This is a genomic window from Pandoraea terrae, from assembly GCF_902459695.1.
GTDB classification, from domain to species: domain Bacteria; phylum Pseudomonadota; class Gammaproteobacteria; order Burkholderiales; family Burkholderiaceae; genus Pandoraea; species Pandoraea terrae.
Window position 1 is genome coordinate 245,021 of record NZ_CABPRZ010000004.1, and the last position, 20,152, is coordinate 265,172.

Genomic DNA, 20,152 nt, shown 5'->3' on the forward strand with positions numbered 1-20,152 from the left:
GTACAGCCTAATCGCGACCTAATCGCGACCTAATCGCGACCTAAGCGCGACCTAAGCGCGACTTAACCGCGTTGTTGCGCCTTCAGCTTCAGACGGAACTTGTGCAGCAACGGCTCGGTGTAGCCGGACGGTTGCGTCAGGCCATCGAACACCAGCGCGCTGGCCGCCTGGAATGCGAGCGACCCGTCGAGGTTCGGCGCCATCGGGCGGTATTCCTTGTCGCCGGCATTCTGCTTGTCCACCACCGCAGCCATGCGCTCGAGCGTTTCGCGCACTTGCTGCTCGGTGATGACACCGTGACGCAGCCAGTTGGCCAGATGCTGGCTGGAGATGCGCAGCGTGGCGCGGTCTTCCATCAGGCCGATGTCGTTGATGTCGGGCACCTTCGAGCAGCCGACGCCTTGGTCGATCCAGCGCACCACGTAACCGAGAATCCCTTGCGCGTTGTTCTCGATTTCCTTGCGGATCTCCTCGGCGGACCACTCGGCCTTGGCCACGACCGGCACCGTCAACAGGTGGGTCAGCAGCGCGTCGCGTTCCTTTGCGTAATCGATCTTCTCGAGTTCCTGCTGCACGGCCTGCACATCCACCATGTGGTAATGCAGCGCATGCAGCGTGGCGGCGGTCGGCGACGGCACCCAGGCCGTGTTCGCACCCGCCTTCGGATGGGCGATCTTCTGCTCGAGCATCGCGTGCATCAGATCCGGCATTGCCCACATGCCCTTGCCGATCTGCGCGCGGCCACGCAGACCAGCGGCCAGGCCAACGAGCACATTGCTCTTCTCGTAGGCAGTAATCCAGGCCGACGACTTCATGTCGCCCTTGCGCATCATCGGGCCGGCTTCCATCGCGGTGTGCATTTCGTCGCCGGTACGGTCGAGGAAGCCCGTGTTGATGAACGCCACGCGCGCGCCGGCGGCGGCGATACAGGCGGAGAGGTTCACGCTGGTGCGGCGCTCCTCATCCATGATGCCCATCTTGATCGTGTGCTTCGACAGGTTGTACAGCGCTTCGACGCGTGCGAACAACTCATCGGCGAACGCCACTTCGACGGGGCCGTGCATCTTCGGCTTGACGATGTAGATCGAGCCCGTGCGCGAATTGAGCTTGTGCTTGAAGTCGTGCAGCGAACACAGGACGGTTACGACGCCGTCGAGAATGCCTTCCGGAATCTCGAAGCCGTCGCGGTCGGTGATGGCCGGGTTCGTCATCAGATGGCCGACGTTACGCACGAACAGGAGCGAGCGGCCATGCAGCGTGATCGTCTTGCCATTGGCGCCGGTGTAGTCGCGATCGGCGTTCAGACGGCGCGTGAAGGCCTTGCCGCCCTTCGACACTTCTTCCGTCAGCGTGCCTTGCATCAGGCCCAGCCAGTTGCGGTAGAGCTCGACCTTGTCATCGGCATCCACGGCGGCCACGGAATCTTCGCAATCGATGATCGTGGTCACGGCAGCTTCGACAACGACGTCCTTGATATGCGCCGCGTCGGTCTTGCCGATCGGGTGGTGGGCGTCGATCTGGATTTCGAAGTGCAGGCCGTTGTGCTTGAACAGCAGCGCGAGCGGCGCGGACGCTTCGCCCTGGAAGCCGATGAATTGCTCCGGCTTGGCGAGGGTGGTCTTGCCGCCCGGTGTCGCGACGACGACGTGGCCGTTCTCGACGGTGTAGCCGGTGGCGTCGGCGTGCGAGCCGGCGGCCAGCGGGGCGGCCTGGTCGAGGAACGCACGGGCGCGGGCGACCACGAGTGCGCCGCGGCGGGCGTTGTAGCCGGCGGTCTTCTCGGCGCCGTCCGTTTCGGGGATGGCGTCGGTGCCGTACAGCGCGTCGTACAGGCTGCCCCAGCGCGCATTGGCGGCATTCAGGGCGTAGCGCGCGTTCGACAGCGGCACCACGAGCTGCGGGCCGGCCTGTTCCGTGATTTCCGTGTCGACGTTGCTCGTCGTGGCCTTGACATGCGCGGGCACCGGCACGAGATAGCCGATTTTTTCGAGGAAGGCGCGAAACGCGGCCGGATCGGCGATCGGGCCCGGGTGGGCACGATGCCACGTGTCGAGTTCGGTCTGGAGGCGATTGCGCTCGGCCAACAGGGCGCGATTCTTCGGGGCGAGATCGTGGACGATCGCATCGAACCCTTTCCAGAACTGTTCAACGTCGACGCCGGTGCCGGGCAGGGCTTCTTTTTCGATGAAATCGATGAGGTTGGTCGCGACCGTCAGGCCATGACGCTTGGAGGTAGAGGTCATCACGCAGTACTCACAAAAGAAAACGGGGGATTCGCCGCTTTCCGTCGCCTGATTTGTAGGGGGCAGGTCGAACGGGTGGGGGCAGTCTTATATAAGACCTCAAGTGTAATCCTTCTCCGGCCACAAAAACACCCGGGATTCCGCGAGACCGGCCGATCCTGCAACTATAGGCGGGATAAGGAGTTTTTACTTTTTCGACATTGACGGACAAACGCCGGCGTGCATTGCGCGCCGACACCCATTCCATTGCCCGAAGTGCCGTTTCACCCTGTGAGAATGCGATGGGCGCGAAAGCGTGCGCGCGCCTGCCGACGATGCAGAACGGCACGCTGTACTATCATGGCTGGACGAGTTCTCTAGGCCGGTCGGCAGGTGACTGTGCCAAGGAGCAAACGCATGAACGGCGCGTGGGCGTGCGTCGTCTGCCGGTCATGCCGGCGGCGCGTACTGAGGGCGGCAATGGCGACGGTCGTCGGTGCGACGCTGGCTGCGTGCGCCGTGGGCCCGGATTACCATACGCCCGCGCCGCCTGCGGGGGAGCGCTTCACGCCCGAACCGTTGCCCGACCAGACCGTATCGACACCCGGCATGCCGGGCACCGCCGGCGCGTCACAGCAGTTTGTCGTGGCCCGCGACATTCCCGGCGAGTGGTGGTCGCTGTTTCACTGCGCGCCGCTCGACGCGCTGATCCGCGAAGCCCTGGCCAACAGCCCCAATCTCGCTGCCGCGCAGGCCGCCTTGCGGCAAGCCCGCGAAAACCTCAATGCCGAAGTCGGCTCGGCCCTCTATCCGGCGATCAACGCGCAAGTCGGCGCCACCCGCGAAAAAATCTCAGGGCTGGCGTTCGGCGCGACGAGCGGTAGCACGGAATTCAATCTCTACAACGCCTCGGTCAACGTCTCGTACTCGCTCGACCTGTTCGGCGGCGCCCGGCGTGAGCTGGAGGCCCTGCGCGCGCAAATCGACTATCAACAGTATCAGTGGCAGGCGGCCTATCTCGCGCTGACCGCCAATCTCGTCACTGCCAGCGTCAGGGAAGCCTCGCTGCGCGCGCAGATCGCTGCCACCGAGCAGATTGCCGCCGATCAGGCGCAGCAGCTGGAGCTGCTCACGCGTCAATTCGATTTGGGCGGTGTGAGCCAGACCGCGGTGCTGGCCCAGCGCACCACCTTGGCCCAGACTCGTGCCACCTTGCCGCCGCTACAACAGGCGCTCGACCAGACCCGCCATCAAATCGCCGTGCTGGCCGGCAAACCGCCCAGCGATACGTCATTGCCGCAGTTCCAGTTGTCCGATTTCTCGCTGCCCCAGACGCTGCCGGTCAGCCTGCCGAGCGCACTGGTGCGGCAACGCCCTGACATCCTGGCGGCCGACGCCTTGCTGCATCAGGCCAGCGCCAAAATCGGCGTAGCCGCGGCGGCAATGTATCCGCAACTGAACCTGACGGCCAGCTACGGCGCCCAGGCGCTGACGCCGGCGGGGCTGTTCCGTTCGGGCAGCACGGTCTGGAGTCTGGGCGCCGCGTTGCTGCAACCGATCTTTCGAGGCGGCCAGCTGAGCGCGCAGAAACGCGCGGCAGTGGCGGCTTACGATCAGGCGGGGGCGCAGTACCAGCAAACCGTGCTGCTGGCCTTCCAGAACGTGGCTGACAGCCTGCGCGCCCTCGATAACGACGCGCGCGCGCTGGCCGCGCAGGCCGAGGCCGCCGACGCGGCGCGCAATTCGCTGGCCTTGAGCGAGCAACAATACCGACTCGGTGGCGTGAGCTATCTGGCGCTGCTCGATGCCCAGCGCCAGTACCAGCAGACTGTCGTCGCCCTCGTACAGGCGCAGGCGGCCCGCTACGCCGATACGGCCGCGTTGTTCCAGGCCACCGGCGGTGGCTGGTGGAATGCGCCGCAACCGCCCGACGTCAAGCCCGCCTTCAAGACCCAGGCCAAGTCCGCAGCGCCTGCCGGGAGCGAACAATGAAGAAACGCATGACGATCATGCTGATCTGCGTCTGCGTACTGCTCGGCGCGCTGATCGGCATCAATCTGTTCAAGGCGGCGATGATCAAGAAGTTCATGACGGGCAATGCCGCGCCGCCGGCGACGGTGAGCGCGATTCAAATCGCCTTCCAGACCTGGCAGCCGCAGCTCGCGGCAGTCGGCAGCTTGCGTGCGGTGCGCGGCGTGGATGTCACCACCGAAATCGCCGGGCTGGTACGCGACGTTCGGTTCACCTCCGGCGGCACCGCGCGCGCCAATCAAGTGCTGGTGCAGCTCAACGCCGACGCGGATCTTGCCCAATTGCGCGTGCTGCAGGCGGCGGCCGAGCAGGCGCAGACCGTCTATACGCGCGACAAGGCCCAATACGAGATCAAGGTGATCGCCAAGGCGACGCTCGACGCCGATGCCGCCGACCTCAAGAGCAAGAACGCGCAGGTGGCGCAACAGGCCGCCATCCTCGACAAGAAGACCATTCGCGCGCCGTTCGCGGGAAAGCTCGGCATCACCACCGTCAATCCCGGCCAATACGTGAATCCGGGCGACGCGATCGTGACCTTGCAAACCATCGACCCGATCTACGCCGATTTCTATCTGCCCCAGCAGAACATCGGGCAGCTCGCCGTCGGGCAGGCGGTGACGGCCGAAAGCAACGCCTATCGCGGCCAGTCTTTCACCGGCAAGATCACGTCGATCAATCCCAAGGTGGATACCGCCACGCGCAACGTGCAGATCGAGGCCCTCATCGACAATCATGACGGCAAACTACTGCCGGGCATGTATGCCACGGTGAAGATCGACGTTGATGCGCCCCAGCGCCACCTGACGCTGCCGCAGACCGCCATCACCTACAACCCCTACGGCGCGACCGTCTTCGTGGTCAAGCCGGCGCCGGCGGCAGCCCCGGGTGCCGCCTCGGGCGCGCGCGCAAAGGCGATGCCGGTCGCCCAGCAAGTGTTCATCACGGTGGGCCAGACGCGCGGCGACCAGGTGTCGATCGAGAAAGGGCTGACGGCGGGCGATCAAGTGGTGACGAGCGGCCAGCTCAAGCTCAAGAACGGCACACCGGTGGTGATCAACAATCAGATTCAACCGGCGGATCTGCCAAATCCGTCTCCGCAGGAACAATGAGCGGCCCGCGATGAACTTCACGGACATCTTCATCAAGCGGCCGGTGCTGGCCACGGTGGTCAGCCTGCTGATCCTCGTGCTCGGCCTGCGTTCGCTGACCAGCCTGACGGTCCGTCAGTTTCCGCACACCGAGAACGCGGTGGTGACGATTGCCACCGCTTACTACGGCGCCGATGCCGCGACAATCGCAGGGTTCATTACCCAGCCGCTGGAAGCCGCGATTGCCCAGGCACAAGGCATCGACTATCTCTCATCGAGCAGCACCAGCGGCGTGTCGACCATCACCGCGACACTGCTGCTGAACTACGATGCCAACCGGGCGCTCACCGAAATCACCACGCAGATCAATTCGGTGCGCAACCAGCTGCCGCCGCAGGCACAGCAGCCGGTCATCAAGGTTCAGGTGGGCGAGACCACCGACACCATGTACATGGGCTTTTACAGCGATGTGCTGCCCGGCAACAGCGTGACGGATTACCTGTTGCGCGTGGTCAAACCCAAACTCGATTCCGTCGAAGGGGTACAGACCGCCGAAATCCTCGGCGGGCGCCAATTCGCGTTGCGCGCGTGGCTCGATCCGCAACGGCTGGCCGCGCACGGCGTGACCGCCGCCGACGTCTATAACGCCCTCGGCAACAACAACTACCTCGCGGCCCTTGGCACGACCAAGGGACAGGCGGTGAGTGTCGACATTACCGCCAACACCGACCTGCACAGCGTCGACGAATTCAAGCAACTGGTGGTCAAGTCGAAGGGGGGCTCGCTGGTGCGCCTGCAAGATGTCGCCAACGTGGTGCTGGGTGCCGATACCTACGATTTCACGGTGGCGTTCAGCGGCAATCGCTCGGTCTTCATCGGCATCAAGTCGGCGCCGAATGCCAACGTGCTCGACGTGGCCAAGCGCGTGCGCGACGTATTCCCCTCGGTGCAGTCGCAATTGCCGACCGGGCTGACCGGCATGATCGTGTACGACGCCACCGCGTTCGTGAACACGTCGATCAAAGAGGTGATCAAGACGTTGGTCGAGGCGTTGTTGATCGTGACGGTGGTGATCTTCCTGTTTCTCGGCAGCGCACGCGCGGTGATCATCCCCGTGATCGCCATGCCGCTGTCGCTGATCGGCACGTTCTTCGTGATGCTGTTGCTCGGCTATTCGATCAATCTGCTGACCTTGCTGGCGCTGGTGCTCGCGATCGGGCTGGTGGTCGACGACGCCATCATCGTCGTGGAGAACGTCGACCGGCATATGAAGGAAGAGGGAAAGCCTCCGCTCGAAGCGTCGTTGATGGCCGCACGCGAGCTGGGCGGCCCGATTCTGGCGATGACGGTCGTGCTGGTCGCGGTGTACGTGCCCATCGGTTTTCAGGGCGGGCTGACGGGCGCATTGTTCACCGAGTTCGCATTTACGCTGGCCGGCGCGGTGGCAGTCTCCGGCGTGGTTGCGCTGACGTTATCGCCGATGATGTGCTCGCAATTCTTCCGCGCGGAACAGGAGTCGGGGCGCTTCGTGCAGTTCATCGACCGTCAGTTCGACCGCGTGCACCACGGCTACCAGCGCTTGCTCCATAGCCTGCTCGACACGTGGATGGTGCTGGTGGTGATGGGCGCGCTTCTGCTGGCCGGCACGGTGTATCTGTTCATGACGTCGAAATCCGAACTGGCGCCGCAGGAGGATCAGGGCATTGTGCTGGCGCACCTGCAAGGGCCGCCGAACGCGACGATCCAGCAGATGCAGACGTATGCGGAGCAGGTGTTCGCGCTGTCGAAGGGTTTGCCGGAATATGAGCAGATGTTTCAGTTGACCGGCGTGCCGACGATCAATCAGGGTATCGGCGGCGTATTGCTCAAGCAGTGGGATCAACGCAGCCGTAGCGCGCTGCAACTGCAGCAGGTGCTGCAGCAGCGATGGAACACCATCGCCGGGGCCCAGGTGGCCGCGTTCCAGTTTCCGTCGCTGCCCGGTTCGCAAGGGCTGCCGGTGCAGTTCGTGATCAATACCACGGAGCCGTTTCAGAACCTGAACGAGGTGTCGCAAGCGATCTTGGCCAAGGCGCGCGACAGCGGCATGTTCTTCTTTGTGGACTCCGACCTCAAGCTGGACAAGCCGCAGAGCACGTTGATCGTCGATCGTGACAAGGTGGCTTCGCTCGGCCTGAACCAGTCGAACGTGGGCAGCACGCTCAGCGCCGCGCTCGGGGGCGGCTATGTCAACTACTTCTCGATCGCCGGGCGATCTTACAAAGTGATTCCGCAGGTGTTGCAGGTCGACCGTTTGAATCCATCGCAAATTCTCGACTACTACTTGAACACGCCGGATGGCCGTGTGATCCCGGCGTCGACGGTGGCGCATCTCGAATCCAGTGTGGTGCCGGAATCGATCAACCACTTCCAGCAACTCAATTCCGCCACGATTTCGGGCGTGCCGGTGCCTGGAGCATCTGCTGGCGAGGTGTTGAGCGCATTGCGCGAAATGACCCATCAAATCGCGCCGACGGGATATTCAATCGATTACTCGGGGCAGTCACGGCAGTTCGCGAAAGAGTCTGGCGGGTTCGTCATCACGTTGATGTTTGCGACCATCATTGTGTTTCTGGTATTGGCGGCGCAGTTCGAGAGCTTTCGCGATCCGGTGGTGATTCTGGTGTCGGTGCCGATGGCGCTGTTCGGCGCGCTGATATTTATCAACCTCGGACTTTCCACGCTCAACATTTATACCCAGGTCGGTCTGGTGACGCTGATGGGGCTGGTCAGCAAGCACGGGATTCTCATCGTGCAGTTTGCCAATCAACTGCAGCTTGCCGGGCAGAACAAGCGCGAGGCGCTGGAACATGCGGCTGCCGTGCGGTTGCGGCCGATCCTGATGACCACGGCGGCGATGGTGCTCGGCGTCGCGCCGCTGGTGTTCGCCTCCGGCGCCGGCGCTGCGGGGCGGCACGCGATGGGATTGGTCATCTTCACCGGGCTCTCGATCGGTACGCTGTTCACGTTGTTCGTGGTGCCCGCGATGTATATGTTCCTGGCAGCGGATCATCATCGGGATGCAACGCGGTAAATCTATGTGGCGCAATGCAAACGCCACATGCCTCGCCGCTATTTCACAAGCACCGGCTTCAACGCCATGCCCGTGTGACTGGCTGGCATGGTGATCAGCGTCTCAGGCGATGTTGCCGCGACAATCGTGCCCCCGCCCTTGCCGCCTTCCGGCCCAAGATCGACGACCCAATCCGCTTCGGCGATCACGTCGAGGTTGTGCTCGATCACGATGACCGTGTGCCCGCCGTCCACCAAACGATGCAACACGCGAATCAGCTTGGCGACGTCCGCCATGTGCAGACCGACCGTCGGCTCGTCGAGCACATAGAGCGTATGCGGCACCTTCTGGCCACGGCGCGTAATGTCGTCGCGCACCTTGGTCAGCTCCGTCACCAGCTTGATACGCTGTGCCTCGCCACCGGACAGCGTCGGTGACGGTTGGCCCAGCGTCAGATAGCCCAGTCCGACGTCCTTCATCAGTTGCAGCGGATGCGCGATGCTCGGCATCGTCCCGAAGAACTCGACCGCTTCGTCGACTTCCATCGTCAGCACGTCGCCAATGCTCTTGCCGCGCCATGTCACCGCCAATGTCTCGGCGTTGAAGCGCTGGCCATGGCAGACGTCGCACAACACTTTGACGTCCGCCAGGAAGCTCATGCCGATGGTGCGTACGCCTTGGCCCTCGCACGCGGGGCAGCGGCCTTCGCCGGTATTGAACGAGAAGCGCGATGCCGAGTAGCCGCGTGCACGGGCTTCGAGCGTGTCCGCGAACAACCGGCGGATTGTGTCCCAGAAACCGATATACGTCGCCGGGCACGAACGCGGCGTCTTGCCGATCGGCGTTTGATCAACTTCAAGCACGCGATCGATGACTTCCCAGCCGGAGACAGATTCGCAGCCTTGCCACGCATGTATGACGGGATTGCGTGGCGCCTGCTCGGTGGCGCTGCTGCCGCGCGGCTTGCCGTCGGCTTTGACGACATGGCGCACGGTGCCCTTGCGCGCGCGACGCTCTGCCGGAGACGACAGCGTGGAGCGGCCGACCGCGTCGAGCAAATTCGTCATCAGCACGTCGCGGGCCAGCGTCGACTTGCCGGAGCCACTGACGCCAGTGATGGCCGTCAGCCGCGACAGCGGCATCGAGGCGGTCACGCGCTGCAGGTTATGTAGCGTCGCGCCGTGCACCGTCAGCCATTCGGCCGGCATGGCTTGCGCAGATGCACCGTTCGCACCGTCCGTAGCTTTCGCGCGCTTCGCACCGCTCGACGCTTTCTTGGCACCAGTGCCGTTGACCTCATGACCGTCCGGCGCGACAACTTCACGCCTTGGCTGGAGCGGATGTTGAAGCGGGTTCGCCAGGAACTGGCCGGTCAGCGATTCGGGGTGTGCGGCCAGATCGCCCACTACGCCTTGCGCCACCAGCGTACCCCCTCGCTTGCCGGCCCCGGGGCCGATATCGATGATGTGATCGGCGCGACGGATCGTATCCTCGTCGTGCTCGACCACCACCAGCGTATTGCCTTGATCGCCAAGCTTGCGCAACGCACCGAGCAAAATCCCGTTGTCGCGCGGATGCAGACCGATCGTCGGCTCATCGAGCACGTAGCACACGCCCTGCAAGTTGCTGCCGAGTTGCGCGGCCAAACGGATGCGCTGTGCTTCACCACCGGACAAGCTCGGCGCGGAACGCTCGAGCGTGAGATAACCGAGCCCCACTTCCTCCAGGAATTCCAGGCGGCCACGGATTTCGCTGATCAGGTCGCGCGCAATCTCGGCATCGCGGCCGGTGAGTTGCAAACCTTCGATCCATTGGCGGACATCGCCAACGGTCCATCGCGCGACGCCGGCGATGGAATTGTCATCGAACGTGACAGCGCGCGCGACGGGATTAAGCCGTGCGCCATCGCAATCGGGACACGGTTGGTCGCCGACGCCCTCCGGTTCCTGCTCATCGGATGGAATCGTATGTTCTCGGCCACGGTTGTCTTGCGTGAGCACCGTGTCGTCGTAGGCTTCACGCTGCTCTCTCGTCAACGCCAAGCCTGTGCCAACGCACGTCGTGCACCAGCCGTGTTTGCTGTTGAATGAGAACATGCGCGGATCGAGATCGGGGTAGCTCGTGCCGCACACCGGGCACGCGCGCTTGACCGAAAACACCTCGATCTTGCCCACGCCGTGACCCGGTTGCTCGTTATCCATCGCTTCGCCGAGACCGTCGAGCGGTGCAAGCAAGTGCATCACGCCCTTGCCGTGTTCGAGTGCGGCGGCGAGCAATGCACGCAGTTCGGCTTCATTATCTGGCGAGACGACGATATCGCCCACCGGTAATTCGATCGTGTGCTCGCGGAAGCGGTCGAGCTTCGGCCATGGATCGACCGGCAGGAATACGCCATCGACGCGCAGATGCGTATGACCGCGCGCTTTTGCCCACTTGGCGAGATCGGTGTAAATCCCCTTACGGCCCACGACCAGCGGCGCCAGCAAACCGACGTGCTGTCCCTTGTGGTCCCGCAGCAATTGCGCGGCGATCGAGTCCGCGCTTTGCGACGTCACCGGTGCGCCGTCGTGAATGCAGTGCTGAATACCGAGCTTCACATACAGCAATCGCAGGAAATGCCAAATCTCGGTGGTGGTCGCGACTGTACTTTTACGGCCGCCGCGCGAGAGTCGTTGTTCGATAGCCACTGTCGGCGGAATACCGTACACGGCATCCACTTCCGGGCGCCCCGCCGGCTGCACGATCGAGCGCGCATAGGCGTTGAGCGATTCCAGATAGCGACGCTGACCTTCGTTAAACAGAATGTCGAACGCGAGCGTCGATTTGCCGGACCCGGAGACACCGGTAATCACGCTGAACTTGCCGCGCGGAATATCGACATCGAGCGACTTGAGATTGTGCTCGCGTGCATTGACGATACGAATCGAGTTGTCGCCTTGCTGCGCGCGCCGTGCGCGGGCAGCCTGCAACGCCTTTTGCAACGGCACGCCGTGATCCGCTTCCCTGACCTGCGTGATCGGCCCACCAAACGTGCCCTCATACTCGGCCAACGCTTGTCCGGTAAACGATCCCGGGCAGGCGATCACTTGCTCGATGGTGCCTGCGCACAGCACTTCACCGCCACCCTCGCCGCCTTCCGGGCCGAGATCGATCAGCCAATCCGCCGCACGGATGACATCCAGATTGTGTTCGATGACGAGCAACGAATTCCCGCGGTCCAGCAGCTTGCCGAACGCACGCATCAGCTTCGCGATGTCGTCGAAGTGCAAGCCGGTCGTCGGCTCATCGAAGATGAACAAGCGGCCGCGTTGCGCCACCGGCTGCTTGCTGGCGGACGCACTCTGCGCCGTCTCCGCAAGATGTCCGGCCAGTTTCAAACGCTGCGCCTCGCCGCCGGACAATGTCGGCACCGGCTGACCCAGCTTCACATACTCAAGCCCGACATCGACAATCGGCTGCAGCGTACGCACCACTTCGCGATCCTTCGCGAACAACGCGACCGCTTCGGTCACGGTCAGCTCCAGCACATCCGCCACGCTCAATTCGCGCAGCGGTTCGCCGGGCATGGCGCGACTGATCTTCACATCGAGGATTTCGGCGCGGTACCGGCGGCCGTCGCAATCCGGGCAACGCAGATAGACGTCGCTCAGGAACTGCATCTCGACATGCTCGAAACCGGAGCCGCCGCAAGTCGGGCAGCGCCCATTGCCGGCGTTGAAGCTGAACATGCTCGCGTTGTAGTCGCGTTGCTGTGCGAGTGGCGCCTGCGCGAACAGCTTGCGGATCTCGTCGAACGCGCCAACGTAACTTGACGGGTTCGAGCGCGCCGTCTTGCCGATTGGCGACTGGTCGACGAACACGACGGCGCTCAATTGCTCTGCGCCGCTCAGGCTGTCATGCGCGCCGGGCGCTTCGGTCGGATTCCCGAAATGACGCGCGAGCGCCGGATGCAAGACATCCTGCACCAGCGTTGATTTACCGGAGCCCGATACACCCGTCACGCTGACCAGACGTTGCAGCGGGAATTCAACGGTAACGTTCTGCAGATTATGCTCGCGCACGCCTTCCAGCACGAGGCGCGGCGTCTGCGCATCAACCGGACGGCGCCGCCAGGTCGCGATACCCGCGACATGCTTGCGGCCGCCGAGGTAGCTGCCGGTCAACGTATCGGCGCTGCGTACTTCGTCGGGGGTACCGTCGAACACAATCTGCCCGCCGCGTTCCCCGGGGCCTGGGCCCATGTCGATCAGTCGATCGGCGGCGAGCATGACTGCGGGATCGTGCTCCACGACCACCAGCGTATTGCCGGCGTCGCGCAGCCTGTGCATCGCCGCAACGATGCGGTTCATGTCGCGCGGATGCAGGCCGATGCTCGGCTCGTCGAGCACGAACAGGGTGTTCACGAGCGAAGTGCCCAGCGCGGTCGTCAGGTTGATCCGCTGCACTTCGCCGCCGGACAGCGTGCGGCTTTGGCGATCGAGCGTGAGGTAACCGAGTCCTACATCGCACAGATACTTGAGCCGCGTGCGTACTTCGTCCTGCAACAGCTTGAGCGCATCGTCGAGCAGGCTGCTTGGGAACGTCAGCTCATCGAAGAAGCGGCGGATGCGCGTGATCGGCATCAGCATCAGGTCGTGCACGGTAAGACCGGGCAACGCCTCCAATTGCTCGCGCGTCCAATCGACACCGCGCGGCATGAAGCGCTGTTCCGGCGGCAGCACCGCATCGGCGCCTTCCTTCGTGCCGAGACGCCACAGCAGGCCTTCCGTCTTGAGACGAGCGCCGCCGCAGGCGTCGCACGGCGTATAGCTGCGGTATTTCGACAGCAGCACGCGGATGTGCATCTTGTACGCCTTCGTCTCCAGGTAGCCGAAGAACCGGCGGATGCCGTACCACTGCTTGGTCCATTCGCCGCCCCAATCGGGCGTGCCTTCGATGACCCATTCGCGCTGCGCCGGCGTCAACTTCGACCACGGCGTATCGCGCGGGATGCCGGCCTTGCCCGCGTATTCGAGCAGGTCATCCTGAATCTCTTTCCATGCGGGCGTCTGGATCGTCTTGATCGCGCCGCCGCGCAGCGTCTTGCGTTCGTCCGGGATCACCAGACCGAGATCGACGCCGATCACGCGGCCGAAACCGCGGCACGTTTCACACGCGCCATACGCCGAGTTGAACGAGAACAGCGCCGGCTGCGGCTCGGCGTAATGCAGATCGCTGTCGGGGCAATGCAGGTCCTGCGAGAAGCGCCAGATGTCCGGCTCGCCTTCTTCCGCCAGGACGTAAACGTTCACGCGCCCGCGCCCGCGCTTGAGCGACGACTCGATCGCCTCCATCGCACGCGCCTTTTCGGTGCCTTGCAGACGGAACCGGTCGGCAACGACATCGAGCACCTTGCGCGTGCCGGTTTCCGAAGGGAGTTCGCGTTCGGCTTGTACGCGTGTGTAACCGCTGGCGGACAGCCATTGCTGCACTTCGTCCGGCGTGACGGTGCCGGGAAGCTCTACCGGGAAGGTGACGACGAGCCGCGGATCTCCGGCGGCGGCGGACCGGTCCATCAGTTCCGCATAGATCGTCTCCGGCGTGTCGTGACGCACCGGAAGCGCGGTCTTGCGGTCGAACAACGCGGCGGCGCGCGCGTACAGCAGCTTCAGATGGTCGTTCAGTTCCGTCATCGTGCCGACGGTCGAACGCGAGCTGCGCACCGGGTTGGTCTGATCAATGGCAATCGCCGGGGGCACACCCTCGACATGATCGACCTGCGGACGGTCCATGCGGTCGAGGAACTGCCGGGCGTAGGCGCTGAATGTCTCGACATAACGCCGCTGGCCCTCCGCGAACAGCGTATCGAACACCAGGCTGGATTTTCCTGAGCCGGACGGGCCGGTCACGACCGTCATTTCACCGGTTTGCAGGTCGAGGTCGAGATTCTTGAGATTGTGCTGACGCGCGCCGCGAATGCGGATGGCGTTGTTGGGATGGGACGAGTTATCCAATTGTTTAACCAATCAGGTTGCTCTTGCAGCGGTAGGTAGGGAGTCGAGCAGCCTTGGTGCGATTTGGCGCTCAGGCAATCAAATACTGTATCAGACCAGTCCGACGGTGGTCCGTCAGATGCGTTGATACGCGCATTGTACTGTATATTCGTACAGTACACTTGGAGTCTGACAATGCGCAAAGCGGGCATTGGCGCAAGACAATTGCCCTCGGAAATCCGCTCGCGAAACCGCCCATTCAACCCTACATCGATCCACACACGAAATTCGATGAAGCTATACTGTGCAATGGTTTACCGCAGATTTTCCCCAACCAGATAACCCTACATCGTTCCAACCAGATACCCCTACAGGGACGGGTGGATGAGAGTCTTTTGGAGATGGGCCTTCACACTGGGCATATCCGATGACTGACGTCACATCCATCCAACCCCTCTTTCCTGAAGATCGTGTGCTCGACGGCCCGCTCGAGAAAGCGACCGAACTGACAGGAAAGGCGCGAAAGTTGCTCACCGAAAGCAAGGGGCCGGTGGCCACCGCCCTAGTCCCGTTGCTACGAAGCATGAACTCGTACTACACCAACAAGATTGAGGGTCAAAATACGACTCCGGCCAAAATCGAACAGGCGTTGAAGCGAGAGTACTCGGCAGACACAGAAGAATATAAGAAACAATTGATGGCAACCGCCCACATCCTGGCCGAAGAGCGGTTGGAGACGGAGTGGCGAGACGTCACGACCAGCGAGATGTTCGACCCGGCGAAGGTGCGAACCATCCACAGACTATTCTTTGAAGCGCTGCCGGACGCGTTTCGACTTACGACCGACGATGAACTCATTCGTCCAGGCGAATTCAGGGAGAAGGACCTCAGCGTTGGCAGACACATGGCCCCGCCGGTCGACCTGATACCGCCCGTCCTGGAAGAATGGAGTAAACGCTACAAGCGCATCAAAGGCTTTGAGCATCAATTGATTGCGACGGCTTGCTCGCACCATCGGCTGGCTTGGCTCCACCCCTTCATCGACGGCAACGGTCGCGTCTGTCGCCTGCACTCGCACCTGACCCTTCATGCTTCTGGACTAACAGACGGTCTTTGGTCACCGCTCAGAGGATTTGCCCGCACGCACGAAGAGTATTACGTTCGCCTGTCGGCGGCCGACCAAAGGCGGCGCAACGACCTGGACGGCAGAGGCAACCTGTCTCAAGACGAACTCGTCAAGTTCATCCACTATTTCCTGGACTGCTGTCTGGATCAGGTGAACTTCATGCTGAAGATGATGGCATTTGGCGACTTTCGTACTCGCCTTCGCGACCTGCTCAGTTACCTCGACGCGCATCCATGGCACATCGGGTCTGAAAAATCGGTTATCAAACCAGAAAAGTCGGCGCTAGCGTTGGAGTTCATCGCCCAGACGCGACCGCTATCCCGAGCCGAGTTCGGTCAGATTCTCGGGGAAAGCGACGCCACAACGCGGCGCATCACGCGAAGCCTGCTGGACTTCGGGATTCTCCACTCCGACTCGCATCGGGACGACCTTTCCTTCGAACTCCCTTTAAAAAGCTTGAGATTTCTATTCCCGAAACTGTGGCCAGAAGTGGACTCCGAGCAATGAGGCAGCCATGCGAAGCGTCGGCGCTTTACGCGTGTTCAGCGATTCACGGATGGGGGAATCCCGCAACTAAACTCTGCGGGTTTGCATCGCTCCGACGCAATTGCTCGATGGAGCGCACCAACCGGAATGCGTTTGCCGGGGAACGAAGCAGGTAAAGGGTTTCCTTTAGGCTATCGTAATGCGCTTGCGACATAATGACGGCATTGGGCGCACCAGGGCGAGTGATCAGCGTAACGTCCGCGTCATCGACTGTTTGATCAATGACTGCCTTGAGATTTTTCTGAGCATCAGCGAGACGAATGGTGCGCACGATTGAGGTCCAGTTACCCTTTAACCTCGACCAGTATCGCAGGTATTTTCAGACACGCTCTGTTAATCAAGCGTCACGGCGACGGGCCCGATGCCGTCAATCGTTGCTGTCGCCATTCCCATTCCACCGGGGAAATACATGCCCGTGTACGAACCCGTCGTAACAGGCATTTCCGGCGTAAGCGCGATTCGGTGAAACTGCGTGCAATGGTTCACGATCCACGTCAGGAGCGTGCGCGGATCGCCGGCGGGGTGCGTCGGTGCGGCTTCGAGTACATCCTTTCCATCGAATTCCAGACGCATGATCGGCGTAACGAACGGGAAATCCTCGCGATACGGAACGTAATCACCCACCACGAGCGCGCCATGGTTGTACAAATCCGCAAGCTGCGCACGCCGATCGATGTCAGGCCATTGCGCAAACCGGCTCGCGACAATCTCAATCGTCGGCGCCATTTCGGCAATGCTCGAAAGCACCTCATCATCCGTATACGCCGCATCGCGCGGCTCGAACGCCCGGCCGAAGCGAAACGCGATTTCAAGCTCCAACCCCAACGGCGGGAAGTGATTGGCACGCAACTGTACGCCCGACGGATGAATGCCTTCGCTCGGCAGAACCCCGCCTTGCACGTCCTCCGTATTCCCTACACGCCCGACCTTCCAACCGCCGATCGCGACATTGGAGAACCGGCAGATTTCTCGCTGCACGACGTATGCCGCCATATCGTTGACCGGGACCAGGCCATCGGCAAGCGTATCGATGCGCGTAATTGCGCTGCGCGCGTGCGCGAGTTTTCTGCTGAGCATGTCGGTTTCGCTCACGTTCATTCAAACCACCATTCGGGAAATGTGCAGACAAGGCCGTCGCGTTGATGCTGCGACGGCCTTCGGATGTCGCTCAGTCGAGGAGCTTGCCGAGCGCGGGCGGCAGACCGGCGTACGGCTTGCGCGGCGGACGTTGGCAACTTCCGGCGCGTGCGCTGCCAGGCTGCAATGCAATCAGCGATTCACAATGACGGACCGCGCTGGATACGCCATCCACCACCGGCACCGGGATCCGGTCACGCAAACTGCGCGCCAACCCCGCCAACGGAGCGCCGGCGACGATGATCACGTCAGCGCCATCCTGCTCCACCGCCAGCTGACTCAGTTCAATCAGACGATCAGCATGGTCTTCCTGCACCGTGCCGATATCGCGCAACGGCGACGTCAAGCAACGAATGCTCGCGAGCCGCGACGACAAACCGTTCGCATCGATGCACTCGCGATACCACGTGGTGATCCGGTGCGAGATCGCGATGACCGAGAATCGTGCGCCCAGCAGACATGCGCTGGCGAGCGCCGCCTCCGTCATCCCGACGACCGGGACGTCAAACAATTCCTTCAGCCCACCGAGCCCGGGGTCACCAAACGCGGCGACAACCAGTCCGTCGAAATTGCCTTGATGTTCAGCTGCGGCGCACGCCGTCGCATAGCCGCCCATCAACGCTTCGAAGCGCGTTTCAATATACGCCACGCCAAACTGCGCAGTCGCGAACGTAAGTTCCGTTGACGGCGACGCCGCACGTCGCGCTTCAGCCTCGATCAACGCCGTGACGCTGGTCGAAATATTGGGATTGACGACGAGAAGTCGCATAAAAATCTCCTTATCCGATCGTCAAACCAATGACGGCGCGCCGGCAGGCAGGAAGCGTCCGCGGCCCGGTTCCGGGTCGAGGTAGCGCCCATGCGACACCAGCAACTCGCCGCGCGAGAGGCAATGCACCGGCCAGCCCGTCACTTCGATACCTTCATACGGCGTGTAATCGACCGCGTGGTGAAGCGCGTCGTTGTTGATCTTCACGCGCGCCTCGGGATTCCACAGCACGATATCCGCGTCCGCACCAATGGCGATCGTGCCCTTGCGCGGATACAGACCGTACAGCTGCGCCGGACGATACGACGTCAACTCGACGAACTGATGCAACGACAGCTTGCCGCGACGCACACCGTCGAACAGCAACGGCATACGCGTCTCAATACCCGGAATCCCGTTCGGAATATGGTCAAACGACTGCGCCTTGCCGCCAAGCTTCTTGCCTTCCGGGTCGTCGTAATTGAACGGGGCATGATCCGACGAGAAGACGGAGAACACGCCCTGCTTCAGCGCGCGCCACACGGCATCCTGGTTATCCGCATCACGCGGCGGCGGGCTGCACACGCATTTCGCGCCCTCGTAGCCGTCGTCGCCCGGACGGCCGAGATCGTCAGCCGTCAGATACAGATACTGCGGACACGTTTCCGCAAGGATCGGCAAACCGCGACCCTGCGCCCAACGAATCTGGCTGATCGCTTCCTTGCCCGAGACGTGCACGATCAGGATCGGCACATCGACCAGCTCGGAAAACGTAATCGCGCGGTGCGTGGCTTCGCGCTCGACCGCCGCCGGGCGTGCCAACCCGTGAAACTTCGGCGCAATGCGGCCCTGCCCCACCAACTTGTCCGTCAGCCAGGCGATGCAGTCGGAATTCTCCGCGTGCACCATCACCAGCGCCTGATGCTCACGCGCAACCGACAACACTTCAAGAATCTCGCGATCGGACAGCTTGAGATCGTCGTACGTCATGTAGATCTTGAAGGACGTATAGCCTTCGCTGATCAGCTGCGGCAACTCTTCCGCGAGCACTTTCGGCGTCGGGTCCGCCACGATCAAATGGAACCCGTAATCCACAACCGCCTTGCCCTCGGCCCGACGGTGATAATCCGACACCGCATCGCGCAACGAGCCGCCCTTGACCTGTGCCGCGAACGGGATCACGGTCGTCGTGCCACCGCAAACCGCCGCACGCGTACCCGTGTAGAAGTCGTCGGCCATGCGCATGCCGTCCGGCATCGGCTGGTCGAGGTGAACATGCCCGTCGACCCCGCCCGGCAACGCCAGCAAGCCGGTCGCATCAATCTCACGCGGCGCGGCAGGCAGGTTGCGGCCGAGCGCGACGATCACGCCGTCTTTCACGCCGATATCGCTGTGGAATCGGTCCGACGCGGTCGCCACGTCGGCGTTGCGGATCACCAGATCGAACGGTGCTTCACGAGAGTCAAGGGCGCTCATCGCATTACTCCACTTCGGTAAACAAACGACCCCAGCCGGTCAACTCGCGGGTGTCGACCCCAGCCAGGCGCAACGAACTCCACAGCACCGTCGAGATCGTGTCGTACACGGGAATGCCGGTCTCGGCTTCCAACGCGGCCACCAGCGGCGCGGCGTGGAGGTTGGTACAGAACGTGGTGATCGCCTGCGGACGGCTCTCCGCCACCTCATGCACCAGACGGCGCAACGTGTCGGCATTCACTTCCGAGAAATCGAAGTTCACCTTCAGGTCGAGATGGCGCTCTGCCGTGCAACGCACACCGTTACGTGCGTAGTTGGCGATGATGCGTTGTTGAACGTCGTCCAGATACGGCGTCACCAGCCCGAGTTCGCTCACGCCCGTGCGCTTGAGAATATCGTTCAGCGCGAGCACCGACGTCGTTGCCGGAATACCCGTCGCTTCGGTGATTTGCTTGCACAGCGCTTCGTCGCTTTCGAAGCCAAGCCAGCCGGCGGACGTGCCGTTCCAGGCGATGACATCGACGTTCGCATCGGCGAGCAGACGTGCCGCGTTGAGGATGTTTTCCAGATCGAACTGACCGAGCGCGCCGGCGCCCAGCGAGATTTCCGTCACGCGAAAGCGCGAGAAGTGAGCGCTAACGCCGGGCAGGCTGCTGACCATCGCGCTGGTAATCGGTTCGAGCGCGGTATTCGAGGACGGCGTCAGCATGCCGAGCAGAATGCGGGATTTGTTTGTCATGATCCAAGCAATAGC

11 protein-coding genes are annotated in these 20,152 nt (G+C 62.5%); 4 read left to right on the forward strand and 7 right to left on the reverse strand.

What is annotated here, in order from left to right:
- Window positions 1–62 precede the first annotated feature (62 nt).
- The gene (locus PTE30175_RS06635; RefSeq protein WP_150696266.1) at window positions 63–2,243 is read right to left on the reverse strand and encodes a malate synthase G; all 2,181 of its coding nucleotides are present in this window, start codon (window positions 2,241–2,243) and stop codon (window positions 63–65) included.
- A 459-nt stretch (window positions 2,244–2,702) separates the two neighbouring features.
- Here PTE30175_RS06635 and PTE30175_RS06640 point away from each other — a divergent pair, with 459 nt between their 5' ends.
- The 3 genes from PTE30175_RS06640 to PTE30175_RS06650 are packed head-to-tail and all read left to right on the forward strand — an operon-like array spanning window position 2,703 to window position 8,414.
- On the forward strand, window positions 2,703–4,214 hold the full coding sequence (locus PTE30175_RS06640; RefSeq protein WP_150696267.1) for an efflux transporter outer membrane subunit: 1,512 nt from the start codon (window positions 2,703–2,705) through the stop codon (window positions 4,212–4,214).
- Complete coding sequence (locus tag PTE30175_RS06645; protein WP_150696268.1) at window positions 4,211–5,362, forward strand: efflux RND transporter periplasmic adaptor subunit; 1,152 nt, start codon at window positions 4,211–4,213, stop codon at window positions 5,360–5,362. The genes PTE30175_RS06640 and PTE30175_RS06645 overlap by 4 nt, the downstream gene beginning before the upstream one ends.
- A 10-nt stretch (window positions 5,363–5,372) precedes the next feature.
- Window positions 5,373–8,414 carry an efflux RND transporter permease subunit gene (locus tag PTE30175_RS06650; RefSeq protein WP_150696269.1) on the forward strand — a complete coding sequence of 1,014 codons (3,042 nt, stop codon included), beginning with the start codon at window positions 5,373–5,375 and terminating at the stop codon, window positions 8,412–8,414.
- A 38-nt stretch (window positions 8,415–8,452) separates the two neighbouring features.
- On the opposite strand, the gene uvrA is transcribed toward PTE30175_RS06650, so the two are convergent.
- The gene (gene uvrA, locus PTE30175_RS06655; RefSeq protein WP_191628874.1) at window positions 8,453–14,386 is read right to left on the reverse strand and encodes an excinuclease ABC subunit UvrA; all 5,934 of its coding nucleotides are present in this window, start codon (window positions 14,384–14,386) and stop codon (window positions 8,453–8,455) included.
- A gap of 406 nt (window positions 14,387–14,792) precedes the next feature.
- On the opposite strand from uvrA, the gene PTE30175_RS06660 reads away from it, so the two are divergent.
- On the forward strand, window positions 14,793–15,998 hold the full coding sequence (locus PTE30175_RS06660) for a Fic family protein (RefSeq protein WP_150696270.1): 1,206 nt from the start codon (window positions 14,793–14,795) through the stop codon (window positions 15,996–15,998).
- Between the two features lie 43 nt (window positions 15,999–16,041).
- Here PTE30175_RS06660 and PTE30175_RS06665 read toward each other — a convergent pair whose 3' ends face one another.
- The 5 genes from PTE30175_RS06665 to PTE30175_RS06685 form a co-directional block, all read right to left on the reverse strand.
- A complete protein-coding gene (locus PTE30175_RS06665; RefSeq protein WP_150696271.1) occupies window positions 16,042–16,308 on the reverse strand; it encodes a type II toxin-antitoxin system Phd/YefM family antitoxin in 267 nt (88 codons plus the stop codon).
- A 62-nt stretch (window positions 16,309–16,370) separates the two neighbouring features.
- Entirely contained in the window at window positions 16,371–17,135 is a 765-nt protein-coding gene (locus tag PTE30175_RS06670; protein ID WP_224788627.1) for a 2-keto-4-pentenoate hydratase, read from the reverse strand.
- A 70-nt stretch (window positions 17,136–17,205) separates the two neighbouring features.
- On the reverse strand, window positions 17,206–17,943 hold the full coding sequence (locus PTE30175_RS06675; RefSeq protein WP_150696272.1) for an aspartate/glutamate racemase family protein: 738 nt from the start codon (window positions 17,941–17,943) through the stop codon (window positions 17,206–17,208).
- A gap of 21 nt (window positions 17,944–17,964) precedes the next feature.
- Window positions 17,965–19,398 (reverse strand): dihydropyrimidinase, encoded by a 1,434-nt coding sequence (gene hydA / locus PTE30175_RS06680; protein WP_150696273.1) that lies wholly within the window; start codon window positions 19,396–19,398, stop codon window positions 17,965–17,967.
- A gap of 4 nt (window positions 19,399–19,402) precedes the next feature.
- Window positions 19,403–20,137 carry a maleate cis-trans isomerase family protein gene (locus tag PTE30175_RS06685; RefSeq protein WP_150696274.1) on the reverse strand — a complete coding sequence of 245 codons (735 nt, stop codon included), beginning with the start codon at window positions 20,135–20,137 and terminating at the stop codon, window positions 19,403–19,405.
- Window positions 20,138–20,152 lie beyond the last annotated feature (15 nt).

Coding starts and splice junctions, on each gene's coding strand:
- PTE30175_RS06635 (WP_150696266.1), bottom strand. CDS start 2,243: ATGACCTCTACCTCCAAGCGTCATGGCCTGACGGTCGCGACCAACCTC.
- PTE30175_RS06640 (WP_150696267.1), top strand. CDS start 2,703: ATGGCGACGGTCGTCGGTGCGACGCTGGCTGCGTGCGCCGTGGGCCCG.
- PTE30175_RS06645 (WP_150696268.1), top strand. CDS start 4,211: ATGAAGAAACGCATGACGATCATGCTGATCTGCGTCTGCGTACTGCTC.
- PTE30175_RS06650 (WP_150696269.1), top strand. CDS start 5,373: ATGAACTTCACGGACATCTTCATCAAGCGGCCGGTGCTGGCCACGGTG.
- PTE30175_RS06660 (WP_150696270.1), top strand. CDS start 14,793: ATGACTGACGTCACATCCATCCAACCCCTCTTTCCTGAAGATCGTGTG.
- PTE30175_RS06670 (WP_224788627.1), bottom strand. CDS start 17,135: ATGAACGTGAGCGAAACCGACATGCTCAGCAGAAAACTCGCGCACGCG.
- PTE30175_RS06675 (WP_150696272.1), bottom strand. CDS start 17,943: ATGCGACTTCTCGTCGTCAATCCCAATATTTCGACCAGCGTCACGGCG.
- hydA (WP_150696273.1), bottom strand. CDS start 19,398: ATGAGCGCCCTTGACTCTCGTGAAGCACCGTTCGATCTGGTGATCCGC.
- PTE30175_RS06685 (WP_150696274.1), bottom strand. CDS start 20,137: ATGACAAACAAATCCCGCATTCTGCTCGGCATGCTGACGCCGTCCTCG.